Genomic DNA, 19,293 nt, shown 5'->3' with positions numbered 1-19,293 from the left:
CTTATCGGCTGTAAATTTTTAAAGAGCAATTCGTCTTAATCGCTTCGTTTTCGTTCGCAGCGATCAGCGAAGGAGGCGAATTATGCAGGCCCAAGAACCACTCGTCAAGAGAATCTGGAATATTTATTTCTGGGGCCGCTACACTGATTATTCGACGCGAAGTCAGCGAGTGGTTTCCCTCTACAGAAATAGCGTTGTCGATCTCGTCCCGGTGCAGCCCGCCTGCGCTGATTTTGCAACGCAAGCGCTGCTCGCCAGCTTCCTGCTGCAATCACGAAAAACCCGCGAGCGGAAACGCGAGATGCCGGCATCCGGACGTCGGGATACGAAAGCGCCCTTGTCGGCCGACGCTGCCACAGGTGATGGCGACGGTCTGCCAAGGGGATCCGGGCCATGCCGGTGGATCGTACAAACCATGAAATGTATGATGCCGCTTAGCACGACAAGGCGACGTCACTACATTGACGCTCGGACAACGCGCTAGCCGAGCCAGACCGCGTACGCACTGGACCCTCCCCTCCGGCAGGCTTCGCGCCGCAGCCGCTGTGTCGTCCTGTATTACCGGTTTGAACGGGGCTTGTCCGCAGAAACGGCTTACCGGCACTGGAGGGATCCATGTTCGACAAGGCGCTACGTATCGAGGGCGGTCCGGACTGGCATCACTTCCACATTTACACCGACAGCACGCTTGTGGCGGTGCTGCTAATCGCAGCCTTGCTGCTCGCGATCCTGCTGGCGAGCGCGATCTGCTACTACGTCACGCGCTCGATCATGCTGATGATCGTTGGCCGCCTTGCGCGCGAGCCGCAGCGCAAGTGGCTCCGTGCCGCCGAATCCCACAAGGTATTCCATCGGCTCGCGCCGCTAGTGCCCGCCTTGATCCTCTATGTTTCCGCCCCGCTGATCTCGGGGCTCACGTTCCCGCTGGTTGCGGCGCTCGGCCATCCGCTGGCCGTGCTCGCGGCGTGCTTCATGGTGTATACGCTCCTGCGCGCCGCGCTCGCGTTCCTCGAAAGCGTGGGTGAGCGCTACAGTCACTTCCCATCCGCAAGCGAGCGCCCGATCAAAAGCTTTTTGCAGACCGCAACCATCGCGCTCTACGTGATCGCGTTGATCGCGGGGATTTCGGTTTTGCTGGAACGCTCACCGGCCTACTTCCTCACCGGCCTCAGCGCAATGACGGCGCTTCTGATCATCATTTTCCGCGACTCGCTGCTCGGCTTCGTGGCCAGCATCCAGCTCACCGTCTACGACATGGTGCGGGTGGGAGACTGGATTGAAGTGCCCGGCTTCGTCGCCGATGGCACCGTGATCGACATTGCACTGAACACGATCAAAGTCCAGAACTTCGACAATTCGATCGTCATGCTGCCAAGCTACGTCCTTCTCACGAACAGCGTGAAGAACTGGCGTGGGATGACCGAGTCCGGCGCTCGGCGCGTCAGGCATGCGATACATTTCGATGCCGACACCGTCTGCTTTCCAGGCGAGGCACTGCTCGCCCGGCTAGGCAACGCCCCCGAAGGGCCACTTGTGCGAGTGGCGCCCGGCCACACCCAGCGCCGCACGAACCTCGGCCTGTACCGCCTCTATCTGGACGCGTATTTTCGCGATCATCCGTCGGTCCACAAGGACATGCCGATCGTTATCCGGCAGGTGCAGTCGAGCCAGCCCGTCATCGCACTTGAAATATTTCTCTATGTCGACGAAACGCGCTGGGAACCGTACGAAAACCTGCAGTCGGACATGCTCGATCATGCCTACGGGGTCGTGTCGCAGTTCGGCTTGCGCTGCTGGCAGGAGCAGCGCGCGTCACCGCGGCAACTGTAATCTGCCCGACGCGACCTGCCGCTCCTGACCGTGCATTGGAATCCGGCGACACCGGTCATCGACTGTCTTGATGCCGACCGCGACGCCGATTCCTTCAATGCCCTCCTAGTCGTAACTGTAAACGCCGCGCCCAGTCTTGCGGCCCAGACGTCCGGCGGACACCAGTTCGCGAAGCAGCGGGCACGCGCGGTATTTCGAATCGCCGAAGTCCTTGTAAAACACGTCCAAGACCGAAAGGACCACGTCGAGCCCGACGAGGTCGGCCAGCGCCAGCGGGCCAATTGGCTGATTCGCGCCAAGACGCATGCCGGTGTCGATATCCTCGGCTGGCGCGACACCTTCGGCCAACAGGAAGAAAGCCTCGTTGATCATCGGCACGAGAATGCGATTGACCACGAAACCCGGCGAATTGCGCACACTGATTGGCGACTTGCCGAGCCGCAATGTCAGTTCGCGAACCGCCTCCGCGGCGGCGCTACCGGTTTCGAGGCCCTCGATGATTTCAACAAGCGGCATCAGCGGCACTGGATTGAAGAAGTGCATGCCGACGAGGCGCGACGGGTCGGCGAGCGCCGCGCCAAGCGTGGTGATCGAGATTGACGACGTATTGGAAGCGAGAAAGGCGCCGGGGCGCGCAACCGCTTCGATCTGCTTCAAGATGCGCAACTTCAGATCGAGGCTTTCGGTGGCCGCTTCGATAATGAGCCCGGCAGCACCGAGCCGCTGATAGTCCGTAGACGTCTCGATGCGCGCAAGCGCGGCGTTGCCCGCCGCTGCGTCCAGCTTGTCTTTCGCTACGAGCCGATCGAGGCTTCCCCTCACCGCGGTGAGGCCTCTGTCGAGCGCCGCGTCGCTAACGTCGACCACGATCACGCGCAGGCCAGCGAGTGCGGCGACCTGCGCGATGCCGGAGCCCATCGTCCCGGCGCCGACGATTCCCAATGTTTCGATTTGCATTGCGTTTTTTTCGCGCGACCGAAGTCGCTTTCAACGATTACTGCAAGTTTTCGAAAATGGCGGCGATACCCTGCCCGCCTCCAATACACATCGTGACGAGCGCATAGCGGCCACCAATGCGCTTGAGTTCGTGCAGCGCCTTCACGGCAATCAGTGCGCCCGTCGCGCCAATGGGATGGCCGAGTGAAATACCCGAACCATTCGGGTTGACCTTTTCAGGATCGAGGCCCAGTTCCTGCGTGACCGCGCACGCCTGAGCGGCGAAGGCCTCGTTCGACTCGATCACGTCCAGGTCCGCGACGGTCAATCCCGCGCGCTGCAACGCAAGACGCGTAGCCGGCACCGGGCCAATGCCCATGTAGAGCGGATCGACGCCTGCGTGCGCGTACGCGACGAGTTTCGCCATCGGCGCGAGGCCGCGCGCCTCGGCCGCTGCGCGCGACATCAGCAGGACGGCTGCGGCCGCGTCGTTGATGCCCGAAGCGTTGCCCGCCGTGACCGTACCGTTCTCTTTCGCAAATACGGGCTTGAGTTTCGCGAAGTCGTCGATCGTTACATCGTGGCGCAAGTGTTCGTCGGTGTCGAAAACGCTCTCGCGCCCCTTCACCGTGCGCTTGACCGGCACGATCTGGCTGGCGAACCGGCCTTCGGCGATAGCGCGCGCAGCACGGCGATGCGACTCGAGCGCGAGGTTGTCCTGGTGTTCACGCGTAATGCCATAACGGCCCGCGACATTTTCGGCGGTGACACCCATCGGCACCGTGTGGAACGGGTCGTTGAGCGCACCCAGCATCATGTCGATGAGCCGTGCATCGCCCATCCGTGCGCCGAAGCGCGCCTCGGTCGTGATGTAGGGCGCGCGGCTCATGTTCTCGGCGCCGGCGCCGATCGCTACCTCAGCGTCGCCTAGCAAAATGGTTTGCGCCGCGGAAACGATCGCCTGCAAACCCGACCCGCACAGCCGGTTGACGTTGAACGCAGGCGTCGATTCCGGAATGCCGGCGTTGATCGCGGCGACGCGAGACAGGTAGAAGTCCCGCGGCTCTGTGGCGATCACATTGCCGAACACCACGTGCCCCACGTCCTTTGCTTCGACGTGGCTGCGCGCGAGCAGTTCACGCACGACGATTGCACCGAGTTCGGTTGGCGGCACATCTTTCAGGCTGCCGCCGAATTTTCCGATCGCGGTCCGCACACCGCCCACCACCACGACTTCCCTGCTCATATGGATTCCTTAGTGATCTGTTAGCTGCCCGTGAAGCGGCGGCGTAGCGCGTTGCTACGCCTCGCCCCGACCTGTTTTGCAGGTATTCAAGGCACGGCACGCGAATCGTAGCGCCAACAGAAGCTGGACAGACTGATGAAACCGGCCGACATACTGACAAAACTGGCCATGTCATACCGTCAACGGCGGCCACGCGATGGACCTCGGGCGCGCCTGTCTGTTAGAGCACTCGTGGAGCGCGTGATTTCGTCAAGGCCGATCCGGCACCGGTTAAGGTTTCGTTAAGCGGCCCGTGCGTAGAATCGATTTCGCCAACCGGAACCGCTCTCCAGCGGTGAGACAACAACGCACGTGTAAGCAAAGGGCTCTTATGGATGCAGTCGAAACATTGAACCGAACCCTCTTTCTCATACTCAATGCCACACCCGCGACGCCGCACTGGCTTGTCGTTTCGGGCATCCTGATTGCCGACTATGCGATCCTGCTTGTCCCCGCCATGCTCGTGGCACTATGGCTGACAGGCGCAGACGAGCGTCGCGCGTTGGCCGTGCGCGCTTGCCTAGCAGGCTTGCTTGCCCTCGGCGTCAACCAGTTGATCGGTCTGACGTGGTACCATCCGCGCCCTTTCGCAAGCGCAACGGGTCATACGTTCCTCGCCCATGCGCCAGATTCTTCGTTTCCTAGCGATCATGTGACGTTGCTGTCCGCCGTTGCGTTCACGTTCCTGTATGGCCGAAAGCGAGGAATCGGCTTGCTTGCCGTGTTCGTCGATATCGCCGTTGCCTGGGCTCGCATATTCGTCGGGGTGCACTGGCCGCTCGACATGATCGGTGCGGCGATCGTTGCGTGGTCGACCTACGTCGTTAGCAGTCCCCTCTGGCGACTCGGGGGCATGGCACTGACCCGCGCGCTGATCGCGCTCTACAGGAAGGTTCTCGCCGTGCCGATTGAGCTGCGGTGGTTACGGCCGTAGCGAGACGCACTGGCCGCGAGCGCGGCCATCGACGTGCCCGTTCGAATTCTCACAGGAAGGTTAGCTTGCCGTTCTTGATGTCATACATCGAGCCCGCCATCTTTACGCTCCCTTTGTTTTCCAGATCAGACAGAATCTGGCTTCCGCTGCGGATTGCGGCTATCGCACCCTGAACATTCGATCGCGCGACGGCATCGACAAACGCCTCGTTTTTACTGGTTCGTTCTCCAGAATATTGTGTTGCCGTGATCGCCGGCTGAATCTTCTGGAGCAAACCCGTCAAATTTCCTAGCTGAACGTTATCGATTGCCCCCTTTATCGCTCCGCACGCGGTGTGCCCCATCACCAGAATCACCTTTGCGCCAGCGACGGCACAAGCGAACTCCATACTCCCGAGTATGTCCTGGTTTGCGATGTTTCCCGCGATCCTGGCATTGAAGGTGTCGCCGATTCCCATATCCAGAATGATCTCGGCTGGCGCGCGCGAGTCGATGCAACTGAGGACGATCGCAGCAGGATACTGCCCGGCCGCGCTCGCTCGTTTCTGCGCGAGAAAATCCTGTTTTTTCATCTTGCCGGTGCGAAACCGCTCGTTGCCGGCCTTCATCATTTCGATGATTTGATCTGGAGTCAGCGCGTTGCGCTGCGATTCGGACAGCGCCGCCGCCTGCACATCGCCCGCGGCGAACTGGGCACCTGCAACGAGCGTAGCCACACTGATGCCGGCCTTGATCCACTTGCGCCTGCCGCCATCCTCCGGGTCGTCCGGGACATCAATCGCCGTGTTTGCAGACATTGGAAATCTCCTTCATTTGCGGGGCTCGAGCCGTGGCTCGGGGAGAAGTCTGGGCCGATGTTCGCTAACAGCCTGAAATCAGCACGTAGGCAATGTGAAGACGGCTGGTCAGCAGTATAGGCGGCACGTGAAATCGTGATAGTTGGCTGCGCCTGCGCCGGGAGGGTTGCGCTTCCTTCCAGCGCCCGATTTCAGCGGCCGCGAAACGCCCCCCGTAATCGACGTCGGCCCGGAACACCCCCCGTTTTCCGTGAAAAATTGCCATGGTTTGCAGCTATAAAGATAATCCTTCTTATCATAAGGTGCTAATTTTTACGCTAAACTACGAGACATGAAAACGCGCCACACGCCCTTGCCAAACCCCGCACCCAGCGCACCGCCCGGGTTCCCCGACGCCGACGAACTCGCCATGCTGCGCGCGTGGTACGCGGGCCTCGCCGTGCGCCCGGCCGTAGAGCGCTATCTGCCCTCGGCACTCGGCGACGGAAAATCGGCACGTGGCGTGCTCGGGCGCATCCGGCGCAGGCTGGTCGCCATCGCGCGCGCAGCGCATCGCGACGATCTGGTGGCGCTGTTCGAGCATCCGGTTGAAGAGCGCGAGCGCCACGCCAAGGCTGTCGCGCAGGCAATCGACAGCCTGCGCACCGCCCGCCCCCCCGAACCCCAGATCGCCGACGACATCGCACAGTGGTTCGCCCCGCGCGCCGTGCGGGTGCTGTACGCGCAAGGCATTACCACGCTCGCCGACCTTACCGTGCGCATTCCGCGCCGCCGCCAGTGGTGGAAGGCCGTGGCAGGACTCGGCATGGCGAGCGCCCGCGCAATCGAAGCGTTCTTTGCGGCGTGGCCCTCACTCACGGAAAAGGCGCGCGCGCTCATCGTGGCGAGCCAGCGCGGCGACATCGCGCCATGGGAAACCCTGAAGCTGCCGCACGAAGTCGATGGCTCCGAAGGCGCGTTCCGTGCGCCGCGCGCGACCTGCACGCTGGACGCCTCGAACGACTATGAAGCCGTGCAGACCTGGCTTGCGTTGCATGAATCGCCCGCCACGCAGCGCACCTACAAGAAGGAAGCCGAACGCCTGATCCTCTGGGCGATCGTCGAGCGCGGCCGCGCGCTCTCTTCGCTCACGACCGAAGACGCCATCGCCTACCGCGCGTTCCTGCGTCATCCCTCGCCGCGCGGCCGCTGGGTCGGCCCCGTGCGTGCGCGCACCTCGCCAGACTGGCGGCCTTTCAACGGCAGCCTCTCGGCGCGCTCGGTCGCGCATGCGCTGTCGATCCTTGGCGCGCTGTTTCGCTGGCTCATCGAGCAGCGCTACGTGCTCGCCAATCCGTTTTCCGGCGTGAAAGTGCGCGGCGCGAGCGGCGCGCAGGTTCTCGACACCTCACACGCATTCAGCGAAGGGGAATGGGCGCTCACGCGCACGATCGCGGACGGCCTGGAGTGGTCATACGGCTGGTCGGCGCCGGCGGCGCAGCGGCTGCGCTTCCTGCTGGATTTCGGTTATGCGACCGGCCTGCGCGCGAGCGAGCTGGTTGGGGCCACGCTCGGGCACGTCGAGACGGATGCGCGCGGCGATCACTGGCTGCGCGTCACGGGCAAGGGGAAAAAGCTCGCACGCGTCGCCTTGCCGCCGCTCGCCTGGGATGCGCTCGCGCGCTATCTGGCCGAACGTGACCTGCCGGTCGTGCCCCAGCGCTGGAATCCGGCCACGCCAGTCATCGGCAGTCTGGAGGCCGACAGCGACGCCACGATCAGTAGCGCGCGCTTGTGGGGCGTGCTTCGGCGTTTCTTCGTGCTGGCCGCAAAAGCCATCGAGGCCGATCACGCGCCGCTCGCGGACAAACTGCGCCGCGCGAGTCCGCACTGGATGCGCCACACGCATGCGACGCACGCGCTCGGGCGCGGCGCGGAACTCACGACGGTGCGCGACAACCTGCGGCACGCTTCTGTCTCGACCACCTCGATCTATCTGCACAGCGACGAGGTCAAGCGTGCACGGCAAATCGCAGACGCATTCGCCAAGCCAAAGTAAGCACGATCCACGCAAGCTTGCGTATCAGCTGACTGACCCCATTGCCGACTGTTGATAGTTTTCAAGGCCGATCTTGTCGATCAACCCAAGCTGGATTTCGAGCCAGTCGATGTGGTCCTCCGTGTCGTCCAGGATCTCGACGAAAATCTCTCTCGACACGAAATCCCGCACAGATTCGCAGTACGCAACGGCTTCCTTGCACTGTGCCTGCGCGGTACGTTCGAGCTTGAGGTCGCACTCGAGCACCTCGCGTACGTCCTCGCCAATCAAAAGTTTGCTAAGGTCCTGCAGATTAGGCAGGCCGTCGAGCATGAGAATGCGCTCGATCAGTTTGTCGGCATGCTTCATTTCCTCGATCGACTCGTCGTATTCGTGTTTGCCGAGTCCTGCGAGGCCCCAATGGCCGTACAGCCGCGCGTGCAGAAAATACTGATTAATCGCCGTCAGCTCGTTCTTGAGTTCCGCATTGAGATATTCGATAACTTTTGGATCTGCTTGCATGACTCCCTCCTGGGTGCTGCGCCGCTGCCGCGTCGACACAATTAGAACGAGCATAGACATTCGGCGCGCGCGACGCACGAACGAGAGTGTCAATGAGAAGGATTCCGCGTTTTATCGGCCCGATTTAAGCAGAGGAATGACGTTTTGAACCTCGTCCTCAATCGGAGATCATGTTTGCGAACAACGGGATCAGCGCGGGACTTTCTCGACGCGGCCTGGTCGCTGTCGGCACGATCGGCGGCGGCATCGAATACTATTCGTATTCCTTATAAATAAATTGCCATGGAAACAAGGATGTCGACGTCACAGCCGGCCCGTGCGGGATCCGCGTTTGAAGTCCTGCGAGTCTTTCTGATACTCGGCCTGACGTCCTTTGGCGGCCCCATCGCCCATATCGGCTATTTTCGTCGTGAGTTCGTCGAGCGGCGGCGTTGGCTCGACGACGAAACCTTCACGGATCTGGTCGGCCTCTGCCAATTTCTCCCGGGTCCGGCCAGCAGCCAGACCGGATTCTCAATCGGTCTGCTGCGCGCCGGCTGGCTCGGCGGCCTCGCAGCCTGGTGCGGATTCACGTTGCCATCCGCCGCGCTGCTGATCGCCTTTGCCGTCGTGGCGCCCGAACTCGGTGGCCCTGCGGGAAGCGGGCTCATTCATGGGCTGAAACTCGTTGCCGTTGCCGTCGTCGCGCAAGCCGTCTGGGACATGGCGCGGCGCTTATGCTCCGACTACCGCCGCGCCGGCATTGCACTCGTTGCGCTCGTGCTTCTCGCTGTGATGACGACGGCCTATGCGCAGTTGATCGTTATCGTGCTTGGCGCGGTGCTCGGTATCGTGCTGTGCCGGTCCACGCCCTCGGGAACCGTCGTCGGCACGCGTGGGCATACGCAGGAATTTCATGTTTCGCGTACCACAGGTCTGTTCGCGCTTGCCCTCTTTTGCGCGCTGCTTTTCGGGCTTCCGGCGCTTGCCGCATTCGACACGACTCACACCATCCGCGTGTTCGACGCCTTCTACCGCTCGGGCGCTCTCGTCTTCGGCGGCGGTCACGTCGTACTGCCGCTGCTGCAGCGTGAGACCGTAGCGACCGGCTGGGTATCGCCTACCGATTTTCTTGCTGGCTACGGCGCTGCGCAAGCTGTGCCTGGTCCGCTTTTCACGTTTGCCGCTTTCCTTGGATGGATCATGAGCGGCCCATCCACTCACGCGCTGGGTGCGACGGTGGCCCTGGCAGGCATCTTTCTGCCAGGCCTGCTTCTCGTGCTCGCCGCGCTGCCATACTGGCTAGCGCTGCGCGCCCACCCGTCGATGGCGGCCATGCTTGCGGGCGTCAACGCAGCCGTGGTCGGCCTGCTTGCCATGGCGCTCTACTCGCCCGTCTGGACGAGCGCCGTCCAGACGCGAATCGACTTTGCGATCGCGGCCATCGGCTTCTTGTTGCTCACACGCTGGAAAGTGCCGCCACTCGCTGTCGTGGTGCTTTCAGCAGTGGCTGGCGTCGCTGAGACGCTGTTGCGGTAAGCGGCAAACCTCAACCTCGCCAGGCTTGAAGAAACCTGAGCCACGCGGTCGCGCCAGGATCGGCGTGACCGATACTGCGTTCCTGCACCCACGCCGCGCGCCCCTTCTTCGACTGCAACGCGGCAGTCGCACGAACCTGTCGATCAGCCGTGTCGATCATCGCGTCGAGGAGCGCGCGCTCGTCAACACTGCCTGATTCAAACGCTTCAAGCGTATCGAGGCTCGGGACGAGTGCGTCGAGCAGCGTCTTGTCACCGAGCTGCGACTTGCCCCGCTCGGCAATGCGCGCGGCCACCGCGCGCCCCATGGCGAGCGCTTCGGCCCTGCCCGCCTCCTGCCGGCCCGCCACGGTCTTCGCAGCCGCGAGCAGCCCGCCGCCCACGAGCGCGCCGAACGTCGACGGGTTCGCCGTAGAGAACGCCTTGCCCACGGCCATCAGCACGTCGCCCAGCGCGGCGTCGGGGGGCAGCTTCGCGATGGCATCGGCCGCCGCGAGCGAGCCCGCCTTCACGGTCACGCCCAGGTCGCCGTCACCGAGTGCGGCGTCGAGTTCGCGCAATTCGTCCGCGCTCGCAGGCATGGCGTTCAATGCGCCAATGAGCCGCGCCTTGATTTCGCTTACCGAAAGAGTCATCGCTGACCTCCCTCGTCAACGCGCCATCCTTCGCGCCAGAACGGCGAACACACCGGTGCGTCGAGCAGCGTGTCGAGTTCTTCGTCGAGTTGCATCACGGAGATCGAGGCGCCCGCCATTTCGAGGCTCGTGACGTACTCGCCCACGTAAGCGCGCGCCACGCGCAGCCCTGCTGCGGCAACGGCCTGTTCGGCGCGCCGATACAGCAGATACAGTTCTTCGAGCGGTGTCGCACCGAGTCCGTTGACGAGCAGCGCCACGCTCGCGCCCGCCTCGGCCCGCAGGTCGCCCAGGATCGCCCCCGCGAGCCGCTCGGCTATGGCATTTGCGCTCTCGAGCTTGCCGCGATGCGTACCCGGCTCACCATGAATGCCAATGCCGATCTCCATCTCGCCATCGGGCAGCGTGAAGGTGGGCTTGCCTGCCGCCGGCAGGATCGTTGGCGAGAGGCCCACGCCCATGGTGCGCGTCGCGCCGTTCGCCTTCGCGGCAATGCGCGCGACTTCGTCGAGCGTGTCGCCGCGTTCGGCCGCCGCGCCCGCGCACTTGAAGCCGAACACCATACCCGCCACACCGCGGCGATCCGAGGCCCGTTCGGGCGGCGCAGACGCCACATCGTCGGCCACGAGCACAGTGCGGGTCTCGATGCCGTCTGCGTCTGCAAGATCCGCGGCGAGATCGAAGTTGAAGACGTCGCCACCGTAGTTGCCGTACAGATAGAGCACGCCCGCGCCGCCGTGAACAGCCTTGGTGGCTTCGTAGATCTGCTCCGACGATGGCGAGGAAAACACGTTGCCCACGGCCACGCCGCTTGCGAGCCCCTTGCCTACGTAGCCCAGAAAGGCCGGCAGGTGCCCGGACCCGCCGCCCGTCACAATCCCGACCTTGCCGGCGTTCGGCGCATCGGCGCGCACGAGCGCGCGCCGGTCTGCGGTGACCGGCTTGAGCCAGCCCGGATGGGCGAGCAGCAAGGCGTCGATCATCTCGTCGACAAAATGATCAGGATGATTAATGATTTTTTTCACGTGTCGCGTCTCCTGTATGGATGGCCTTCGCACCACCGCTAACGTTGACTTCTGCGTTCAAAGCTTGCGCCGTTGGCTCAGCGCGTCGAGCAAAACGGCTGCGAGAATCACGCCGCCCTGGATGAACTGCGTCCAGAACGGATTGACGCCAAGCAGCGAGAGCCCGACATTGATCACGCCGATCAGCACGACGCCGATGAAGGTGCCGACGATCGAGCCGCGGCCGCCCGCGAGCGAGGTTCCGCCAATCACCACGCCTGCGATCACCTGCAGCTCCAGCCCGTTGGCGGCCGACGGCAACGCCGAATTGAGGCGCCCCGCGAGCACGATGCCCGCAATCGCGGCGGTCACGCCCGCGAACATGTAGGTCAGAAAGATCACGCGGCTGACCGGAATACCCGCGAGCCGCGCCGCTTCCTTGTTGCCGCCCACAGCGAACACCTGGTGACCAAATTCGGTTTTTCGCAGCAATACGTGCCCAATGACGAATACGGCCAGCATCACGAGCATCGGCGCGGGCAAGCCTGCAAACGTCTTGGCGCCGAACGCGGTAAACACATTGGGGAAGTCGAATTTCGTGCGGCCGTCCGAAATGGCAAGCGTGAGGCCGCGCCCCATCGCCATCATCGCGAGCGTGACGATGAACGGCACGAGCCGTAGCCACGCAATGCCGAAGCCGTTGAGTGCGCCCACGGCCGCACCGGTTACGAGCGCGATGACGAGGCCCGCCACGCCAAGGCCAACGGCGTCGGGGCTCGCCCCGGCCATCACCGTCGCCGCCACCATGCCGCTCAGCGCGACGAGCGAGCCCACGGAAAGATCGATGCCCGACGTGATGATCACGAACGTGCCGCCCACGGCAGCGATGCCGACCACGGACACCTGCACCATGATGTTGGTGAGCGTGCTCGTGGTGAGAAACTCCGGCGAGGCCAGCGAGAGCGCAACGCAGATCAGTACGAGCGCCGCAATGAGCGGTCCGAGGCCGCTGCGCATCTGGCGCAGCACGCGCTGTTGCAGGGTGGGTGTTTCTTCACGCGGTCGAACCGTGGTGGACGTCATGCTGCAACTCCGGTGGTAGCCCATTGAATGATCGTCTCCGAGCTGGCGTGCTCGCGCGCGACCTCGCCGACGATGCTGCCGCGATACATCACGAGCACGCGGTCCGACATGCCGAGCAGTTCGGGCAGTTCGGAGCTGACGAGCACGACGGCTGCGCCCGCGCGCGCCATCGCGACGATATGCGCATAGATCTCGGTCTTCGCGCCGACGTCGATGCCGCGGGTGGGCTCGTCGAGCAGGATGACTGCCGGCGACGTGGCGCTCGCGCGCCCGAGAATCACTTTCTGCTGATTGCCGCCCGAAAGATTGCCCGTGAGCGACGTGACCGACGGCGCGCGCACCGCGAAGCGCTCGACCGCCTCGCGCGCGAGCCGGCGCTTTTTCGCGGCGCTAACAAAGCCGCCGCGCACCAGCGCGCGCAAGCTCGAAAGCGCGACGTTTTCCTCGATGCTCGCTTCGAGCACGAGTCCTTCGAGCTTGCGGTCCTCGGCGGTGTAGACAATGCCTGCGCGCATGCCTTGCGCGGGCGAGCGCAGCGCGATCCTGCGCCCGCGCAGCCGCAGTTCGCCACCGGTGAGCGGCAGCGCGCCGCATAACGTTTTCAGAAGCTCGGTGCGTCCCGCGCCCGCAATGCCGCCTATGCCCACGATCTCGCCCGCGCGAATGCTGAAACTCGCGTCGCGAAGAACAGGCGCGCTCGCCAAGTTGTGCGCTTCCAGCACCACGTCCCCATAGGGACGCGCCTCCCATGGATAGAACGAGTCGAGATTGCGCGCGACCATGGCCTGCACGAGCGCCGGTTCGTTCCAGTCGGACATCGGCCGTGCGCCGACCGTTGCGCCGTCACGCATCACCACGGCCGAATCGGCGAGTTCGAACACCTCTTCGAGATGGTGCGAAATGAAGATGATGCCCATGCCCGACGCGCGCAGGCGCCGCACCACGGCGTAGAGATGTTCGATATCGTGATGCTGGAGCGCGGCCGTGGGCTCGTCCATCACGAGAATGCGCGCCTCGCGCGCGAGCGCCTTCGCCACCTCCACGAGCTGACGCTTGTTGAGCGGCAGATCGCCCAGGCGCATGGTCGGCGGCACGCCTTCCAGCCCCACCTGGGCGAGCGCTTCGCGCGCCATGGCGTTCGCGCGGCGATGATCGACGAGGCCATGGCGCCGCGGCATGCGGCCAAGAAAGAGGTTTTCGGCCACCGTCATGTCGTTGACGAGCGAAAGCTCCTGATAGATCACGGCCACGCCGGCGTCGATCGCGGCCTGTGTGCCGCGCGCGAGACGCACGCCGTCGATCTCGATCGTGCCTTCGTCCGGCTCGTAAGCGCCGGAAAGCGTCTTGATGAGCGATGACTTGCCCGCGCCGTTCTCGCCGACGATCGCCATCACGTGCCCCGCATGCAGTTCGAGGCTCACGCCTCGCAGCGCCTTCACGCCGGGAAAACTCTTGACGATGCCGCTCATGCGCAAAAGCGGCGGCGCGCCTGTCCTGCCGTCCGCGCGAGTGTTCTCTTGCTGCGATACGTGCATTGCGTGCATTGCCGAACCTGATTCGCGTTTCATCCGTTCATCCCGGGCGCCGGCGCACGCAACGCATGCGGCCGGCGCTTAAGACCGCCCGTTACTGCTTGACTTCGAGCGCCCACAAGCCGTATTGCTTCACGCCATCCGAATCGATATTCGACTTGTCGATCAGATAGGTCGGCCACGCGTAGTTCGCGGGCACGTCCTTCTTCGTCTCGTAGTCGGTGATGAACGTCATCGCCTTGGCGGACATGCCGATCGGGTTCTGCGAAATCGTCGCGTCCTGCTTGCCCGCACGGATCGCCGAAAGCGCCTGCGCCGTGCCGTCCGCACCGATCACCATGATGTGGCCCGGGTCGCCGAGCGGCTTGTAGCGGCCCGCATTGTCGATGGCTTTTTCCGCGCCCACCGTGTTGTCGTCGTTCGCGCCGAATACCGCATCGATCTGCGGATATTTCTGCAGGATGCTCGTCATCGCGTTGAGCGACTTCTCCTGGTCAAAGCCGCCTTCCTGGCGCGCGACGACCTTGATGTCGGGATACTTCGCGATCTCTTCCGAGAAGCCCTTTTCGCGATCCGTCGCCGCCGTCGTGCCGATGAGGCCGATCAGGTCCACCACATTGCCCTTGGGCGAGCCGTAGCGCTTGCTCAACTGGTCGGCGATCCACTTCGCGCCGGTGGCGCCAAGCGCTACGTTATCCGAAGCGACGAACGAGGTGACCTTCCCGCCGTCCGAGCCCCGGTCGAGCATGAAGACTGGCACGTTCATCGAATTGGCTTTCTCGACGGCCGGGATAATCGCCTTCGAATCGATCGGATTGAGCACGATCGCCTGCACGCCCTGGCTCAGCAGGTTGAGCGTGTCGTTGACCTGCTGCTGGGCGTCGCCGTTTGCGTTGGTCTGCACGAGATCGAAGCCCTGCTTTTCCGCGCCACGCTCCACGCCATTCTTCAGGCCTACGAAGAATGCGTTATTGAGCGTGGCGATCGAGAAGCCCACCTTGATCTTCGTGACCGGCGCCGCCGCGGCTTGCGCCGGTGCGCTCGCGGCAGCGGCGTCGCTTGCCGCCGCCGTGGTCGAAAGCGACTCGCTCTTCGAGCAGCCTGCCAGCATTGCGGCGGCGGCGAACATTGTCACGCCGGCCGTTGCCCCCATGCGCGCGCTGCGCGCCACCCATCTATCGAACCCTGCTGAACTCCACGCCATCACCGTCTCCTGTTTTTGATCTGCTGGTTTTTGACTGACCTGCGAACCGCCAACCGACTGCGTAATCGTTTTTACCGCGTGTGTATCGCGTGTGTTGCATCGCCGCGACTGCACGGGCGCGCGAGCGCCCGCGCATTACTTGCGCGGGCCGTAGCCCTTGAACTTCTCGATGACTTCCTCCATTTGCGCATCCGAAAGCAGCGGCGGCTCGCCCAGTTGGCACGCCAGCAAATACTGCTTCGCGAGCACTTCCACTTCGTGGGCGAGCCACAGCGCCCGCGCGAGATCGCGCCCAAGCGCAATGACCCCGTGATGCGCGAGCAGGCATGCGAGCCGCTCGTGCAGCGCTTCGAGCGCGTGGTCGGAGAGCGCCTGACTGCCGAAGGTCGCATACGGTGCGCAGCGAATCGAATTGCCGCCCGCCGCGGCCACCATGTAGTGATGCGCGGGAATGCCCCGGCTGTGAATTGCAAGCGCCGTGGCGGCTTGCGAATGCGTATGGACCACGGCGTTCACGTCGGCGCGCGCGCGCAGAATGTCGCGATGAAAACGCCACTCCGAAGAAGGGCGTTGTGCTTCGAACAGCAGATCGTCGTCGCGCACATCGAGCGGCATCCACACGATGCGCTCGCGCGTAAGCGCGGCGCTCGGCACGCCACTCGGGGTAATCAGGAGGCCGTCATGCCAGCGCGCGCTCACGTTGCCCGACGTGCCCTGATTGATGCCGAGACGCTCCATCTCGCGCGAGGTGTCGACGATCTGCTGGCGCATTTCGGTCTCCGCCCGCACATCGCGCGCGCGTTGCGCCGTCTCGCCCGCACGGCGCGCTTCGCTCGCGCCGCTCACGCTGCCGCTCCGGTCGCGAAAAGCGCCGCCAGATTCGCCTCGAATGGTGCGCGTACGATGCCGCGCTCCGTCACGATGCCGGTCACGAGCGCATGCGGCGTCACGTCGAACGCCGGGTTGCGCACCTGGATGCCCTCGGGCGCGGTGCGTTGCCCCGCGAGATGCGTCACCTCCGCGGCGCCGCGCTCCTCGATCACGATGTCCGCGCCGCTTGCGGTACGCAGATCGAGCGTGGACGAAGGACATGCCACGTAGAAGGGAATGCCGAAATGCTTCGCAGCGATCGCCACGCCAAGCGTGCCGATCTTGTTCGCGACGTCGCCGTTCGCGGCAACGCGGTCGGTACCGACGATCACGAGGTCGATAAGCCCCTGGGCCATCAATGTGGGCGCCATGCTATCGGTGATCAACGTCACGTCGAGCCCCGCCTGCTGCAGCTCGTAGGCGGTGAGCCGCGCACCTTGCAGGAGCGGTCGCGTTTCGTCCGCATAGACACGAAACGCCACGCCGTCCCGATGCGCGCAGTAGAGTGGCGCGGTCGCCGTGCCGATGCCGGCCGTGGCCAGCGCACCGGCGTTGCAGTGCGTGAGCACGCCGCTGCCGGGTGTAATCAGCGCGCGCCCCGCTTCGCCGATCTGCGCGCACAACTCGATATCCTCTTGATGAATGCGCTTGGCCTCGGCAACGAGCGCTTCGTACTGCGCTGTTCCCGTCGCGCCCGGCGTGGCGCGTGCGCGCGAAAGCATCCGCTCTAGCGCCCAGCGCAGATTCACCGCTGTCGGCCGCGCGCTGTCCAGATACGCGGCGTGCGCTTCGAGCCGCGCGAGAAAAGCATCGCGTGAATCGGCCGGCTCGCGCCGCATCGCCACGCACAGCCCGTAGGCGGCGGCGACACCGATCGCGGGTGCGCCGCGAACGCGCAGTTCGTGTATCGCGCGCCAGACCGCCTCGACCGTGTCCACGGTTTCGACCACGCACTCGCGTGGCAAACGTGTCTGGTCGAGCAGATAAAGGGTGCCGTCGCGCCACTCGATGGTGGGGGGAAGACTCGATTGTTGCGCCTGCAACGTCATACTTTCTCCGTCGATGCGGGTTGTCCGGACTGTTCGGGCTCCGCCGCTCATTGTGGCAGCCGATTTTCGCTTACGCCGATTCCGCGAGTACCTGAGCGGCCAGTGCGGTGACCGCCTCGATCGAAGCCAGCTCGCGACGCCGCACCAGCAGCGCTTCGGCAAGTTTCAGGCAACGCACTTCGATCTGCGCACGCACTGTGTCGTCCTTGATACTGGTAATCTCCGCCACCTTCGCCATGCCCACGATGCGGCGGATCATCTTGCAGCCCGCAAAGCCGAGCGTATCGGCGAAGAGCCGCCTGATAAAAACGTCGCGGAAGGCCTCCGCCGCAGGCGTGCCTGCCGGACCGCCAATGTACGCCTGGCCCGTCTCGCGCTCGTGCGTGCGCCAGATCTGCCCGAACTTCTGCGCGAAAGCGTTCCATACCGCCTCGACTTGTTCGAGCAGCCAGCCCTGGTATGCGGCGGGCTCACGCCCTGCCTTGCGGTCGTGCCAGTCGCGCGCGTAATACGCGAGCAGCAGGTTCGCAATGAACGCGCCGGTATCGAAGCCCATCGGCCCATAAAAAGCGAACTCGGGGTCGATCACATAGGTCTCGTGCTCGTTCGCCATGATCGAGCCCGTATGCAGATCGCCGTGCACGAGCGTTTCCGCATGGTTCATGAAGGCCCACTTCATTTCGGCCGCCGCAATGCGCAACGGCTCGTGCGTGCGCAGCCGTTCGATCGCCGCCGCGGGCAGCGCGGGGCTGTAGACGTTCGAAGGATGATCTTCGAACGGGAACGTGAAGACGAGTTCCTCGGTGATCTTGCACAATTCCGTATTGATGTCGCCGCCCACCGCCGCTTTCTTTGCATCCGGCGCAAGATAGAGGTCGGAGCCATGGAACAGCGTGCGCGCGAGATACGTGGAAATGTGCTCGGCGAGCCGCGGATACACGACGCCGTCGATCAGCCCCCCACGCAGCACGCGATGCGAATCGAGCCGCTGCATGACCATGAGGAACTTCTCGTTGTCCGCGTGAAAAACGCGTGGCACGTGCTCCGGGCACAGTGCGCCGAAGCGCCGCAACGCCGCCACTTCGCGCTCCATGCGCTCGCGCGGCAAGGGCCACGCTTCGCCAACCAGCCGCAGGTACGGCGGCGCCTGCTTCACAACGACGCTCAGGCGCGGGTCGCGCGCGCTGCTCACGAAGTAGACGTAGTTGAGGTTGCCGTCGCCCACTTCGACGACCTGCAATTCGCTGTCGTCGCCAAGCCTTGCGCAAACGGCCGGAATACCCAGCAGGTATTCGGTCAGTTCGGAAGAGCTGAAAGCTTCGAAGTGCATACGTTTCCTGTCGGGAAAATGGGCCGCTGGCCCGCCTAACGTCGCTTGCGCACGAGATCGAACTTGAAAATGCTGGCGTTGTAATAGTCGTTGCTGTAGCAGACCGCGCGACCGGTCTCATCGAAATCAACTTCGTCGATCAGCAGAAACATGCCGATGTTCTCCTGCAATTCCGGCAAATCGCGCGGGGTGAGAATGGTCGGCTGGATCGAACTATGGGTGTGGGAAAGCCGCACGCCCGCGCGCTCCAGCGTGCCGAACAGCGACTCGCCCAGTTCATGCCCTTCCAGCAACGCCTTCGGCACGATATCGATGCAGTACGCGGCAATCGCGTCGTCGGCGCGACGCACGCGCTCGAACCGCACGCAGGGATCGCCTTCGGCGAGGCCGAGTTTTAGCGCGAGACTGCCGGAAGCCGCGATCGTCCTCACCTGCAAGCGGCTCGTGGAAGGCACCGCCCCGACACTGCGTATCATGTCCGTCACAGACATCAGATCATCCAGACCGCCTTGCAGCTTGAGCGTAATTTGTCTGACGAAGGTCCCCTTGCCGTGCACACGCGTGAGAAGACCGTGGGAAATCATCTGCGCGACCGCCTCCCGCAGGCTGGAGCGGCCCACGCCCAACAGCTCGCAAAGTTCGGGCTCCGGCGGGATTTGATCGCCCGGCTTGAGCGAGCGCTCGCGGATCATTTCCAGCAGCGAATCCTGGATTCGCTCGCACATCGACTGATCGACGCTCAGGCGCAT

At 63.8% G+C, this 19,293-nt stretch carries 17 protein-coding genes; 4 read left to right on the top strand and 13 right to left on the bottom strand.

The features are described from left to right. The first annotated feature begins 615 nt into the window (after window positions 1-615). Window positions 616-1,830, top strand: coding sequence for a mechanosensitive ion channel family protein (locus U5A57_RS35780; RefSeq protein WP_321916453.1), 1,215 nt, complete (start codon window positions 616-618; stop codon window positions 1,828-1,830). Window positions 1,831-1,935: 105 nt separating this feature from the next. On the opposite strand, the gene U5A57_RS35775 is transcribed toward U5A57_RS35780, so the two are convergent. Together U5A57_RS35775 and bktB are read right to left on the bottom strand one after the other, a co-directional pair. Beyond that, a complete protein-coding gene (locus U5A57_RS35775; RefSeq protein ID WP_321916451.1) occupies window positions 1,936-2,787 on the bottom strand; it encodes a 3-hydroxybutyryl-CoA dehydrogenase in 852 nt (283 codons plus the stop codon). A gap of 37 nt (window positions 2,788-2,824) precedes the next feature. Next, window positions 2,825-4,012 (bottom strand): beta-ketothiolase BktB, encoded by a 1,188-nt coding sequence (gene bktB / locus U5A57_RS35770; RefSeq protein WP_321916449.1) that lies wholly within the window; start codon window positions 4,010-4,012, stop codon window positions 2,825-2,827. Window positions 4,013-4,382: 370 nt separating this feature from the next. Between bktB and U5A57_RS35765 the strand changes: the two genes are divergently transcribed. Further along, window positions 4,383-4,985: a phosphatase PAP2 family protein gene (locus U5A57_RS35765; protein WP_321916448.1), complete on the top strand. Its 603-nt coding sequence runs from the start codon at window positions 4,383-4,385 to the stop codon at window positions 4,983-4,985. Window positions 4,986-5,034: 49 nt separating this feature from the next. Here the strand turns inward: U5A57_RS35765 and U5A57_RS35760 are convergent, their stop codons facing one another. Further along, window positions 5,035-5,781: a carbonic anhydrase family protein gene (locus tag U5A57_RS35760; RefSeq protein WP_321916446.1), complete on the bottom strand. Its 747-nt coding sequence runs from the start codon at window positions 5,779-5,781 to the stop codon at window positions 5,035-5,037. A 331-nt stretch (window positions 5,782-6,112) separates the two neighbouring features. Between U5A57_RS35760 and U5A57_RS35755 the strand changes: the two genes are divergently transcribed. Then, window positions 6,113-7,819: a site-specific integrase gene (locus tag U5A57_RS35755; RefSeq protein WP_321916444.1), complete on the top strand. Its 1,707-nt coding sequence runs from the start codon at window positions 6,113-6,115 to the stop codon at window positions 7,817-7,819. A 24-nt stretch (window positions 7,820-7,843) separates the two neighbouring features. Here the strand turns inward: U5A57_RS35755 and bfr are convergent, their stop codons facing one another. Continuing rightward, window positions 7,844-8,320, bottom strand: coding sequence for a bacterioferritin (gene bfr, locus U5A57_RS35750; RefSeq protein ID WP_254336224.1), 477 nt, complete (start codon window positions 8,318-8,320; stop codon window positions 7,844-7,846). 282 nt (window positions 8,321-8,602) lie between these two features. Between bfr and chrA the strand changes: the two genes are divergently transcribed. Next, window positions 8,603-9,838 carry a chromate efflux transporter gene (chrA, locus tag U5A57_RS35745; protein ID WP_321916439.1) on the top strand — a complete coding sequence of 412 codons (1,236 nt, stop codon included), beginning with the start codon at window positions 8,603-8,605 and terminating at the stop codon, window positions 9,836-9,838. 10 nt (window positions 9,839-9,848) lie between these two features. Here chrA and U5A57_RS35740 read toward each other — a convergent pair whose 3' ends face one another. The 9 genes from U5A57_RS35740 to U5A57_RS35700 all read right to left on the bottom strand — a co-directional run bounded on the left by U5A57_RS35740 (window position 9,849) and on the right by U5A57_RS35700 (window position 19,293). Further along, window positions 9,849-10,472 carry a DAK2 domain-containing protein gene (locus U5A57_RS35740; RefSeq protein WP_321916438.1) on the bottom strand — a complete coding sequence of 208 codons (624 nt, stop codon included), beginning with the start codon at window positions 10,470-10,472 and terminating at the stop codon, window positions 9,849-9,851. Continuing rightward, the gene (locus tag U5A57_RS35735; protein WP_321916436.1) at window positions 10,469-11,497 is read right to left on the bottom strand and encodes a dihydroxyacetone kinase subunit DhaK; all 1,029 of its coding nucleotides are present in this window, start codon (window positions 11,495-11,497) and stop codon (window positions 10,469-10,471) included. The genes U5A57_RS35740 and U5A57_RS35735 overlap by 4 nt, the downstream gene beginning before the upstream one ends. A gap of 57 nt (window positions 11,498-11,554) precedes the next feature. Continuing rightward, window positions 11,555-12,559, bottom strand: coding sequence for an ABC transporter permease (locus U5A57_RS35730; RefSeq protein ID WP_233271699.1), 1,005 nt, complete (start codon window positions 12,557-12,559; stop codon window positions 11,555-11,557). Further along, on the bottom strand, window positions 12,556-14,094 hold the full coding sequence (locus U5A57_RS35725) for a sugar ABC transporter ATP-binding protein (protein ID WP_321916461.1): 1,539 nt from the start codon (window positions 14,092-14,094) through the stop codon (window positions 12,556-12,558). Before U5A57_RS35725 ends, U5A57_RS35730 begins: the two co-directional genes overlap by 4 nt. A gap of 91 nt (window positions 14,095-14,185) precedes the next feature. Continuing rightward, a complete protein-coding gene (locus tag U5A57_RS35720) occupies window positions 14,186-15,295 on the bottom strand; it encodes a sugar ABC transporter substrate-binding protein (protein WP_321916434.1) in 1,110 nt (369 codons plus the stop codon). A gap of 135 nt (window positions 15,296-15,430) precedes the next feature. After that, complete coding sequence (locus U5A57_RS35715) at window positions 15,431-16,066, bottom strand: class II aldolase/adducin family protein (protein ID WP_321916459.1); 636 nt, start codon at window positions 16,064-16,066, stop codon at window positions 15,431-15,433. Between the two features lie 71 nt (window positions 16,067-16,137). Further along, window positions 16,138-17,214 (bottom strand): S-methyl-5-thioribose-1-phosphate isomerase, encoded by a 1,077-nt coding sequence (mtnA, locus tag U5A57_RS35710; protein ID WP_321916432.1) that lies wholly within the window; start codon window positions 17,212-17,214, stop codon window positions 16,138-16,140. Between the two features lie 70 nt (window positions 17,215-17,284). Further along, complete coding sequence (gene mtnK / locus U5A57_RS35705) at window positions 17,285-18,544, bottom strand: S-methyl-5-thioribose kinase (RefSeq protein ID WP_321916430.1); 1,260 nt, start codon at window positions 18,542-18,544, stop codon at window positions 17,285-17,287. Window positions 18,545-18,579: 35 nt separating this feature from the next. Continuing rightward, window positions 18,580-19,293 (bottom strand): GntR family transcriptional regulator, encoded by a 714-nt coding sequence (locus tag U5A57_RS35700; protein ID WP_321916428.1) that lies wholly within the window; start codon window positions 19,291-19,293, stop codon window positions 18,580-18,582.

Origin of the sequence: Paraburkholderia sp. J11-2 (assembly GCF_905220185.1) — a bacterium.
Taxonomy (GTDB): Bacteria; Pseudomonadota; Gammaproteobacteria; order Burkholderiales; family Burkholderiaceae; genus Paraburkholderia.
Note: the sequence above shows the minus strand (reverse complement) of the source record. Positions and strands in the feature narration are given on the sequence as shown.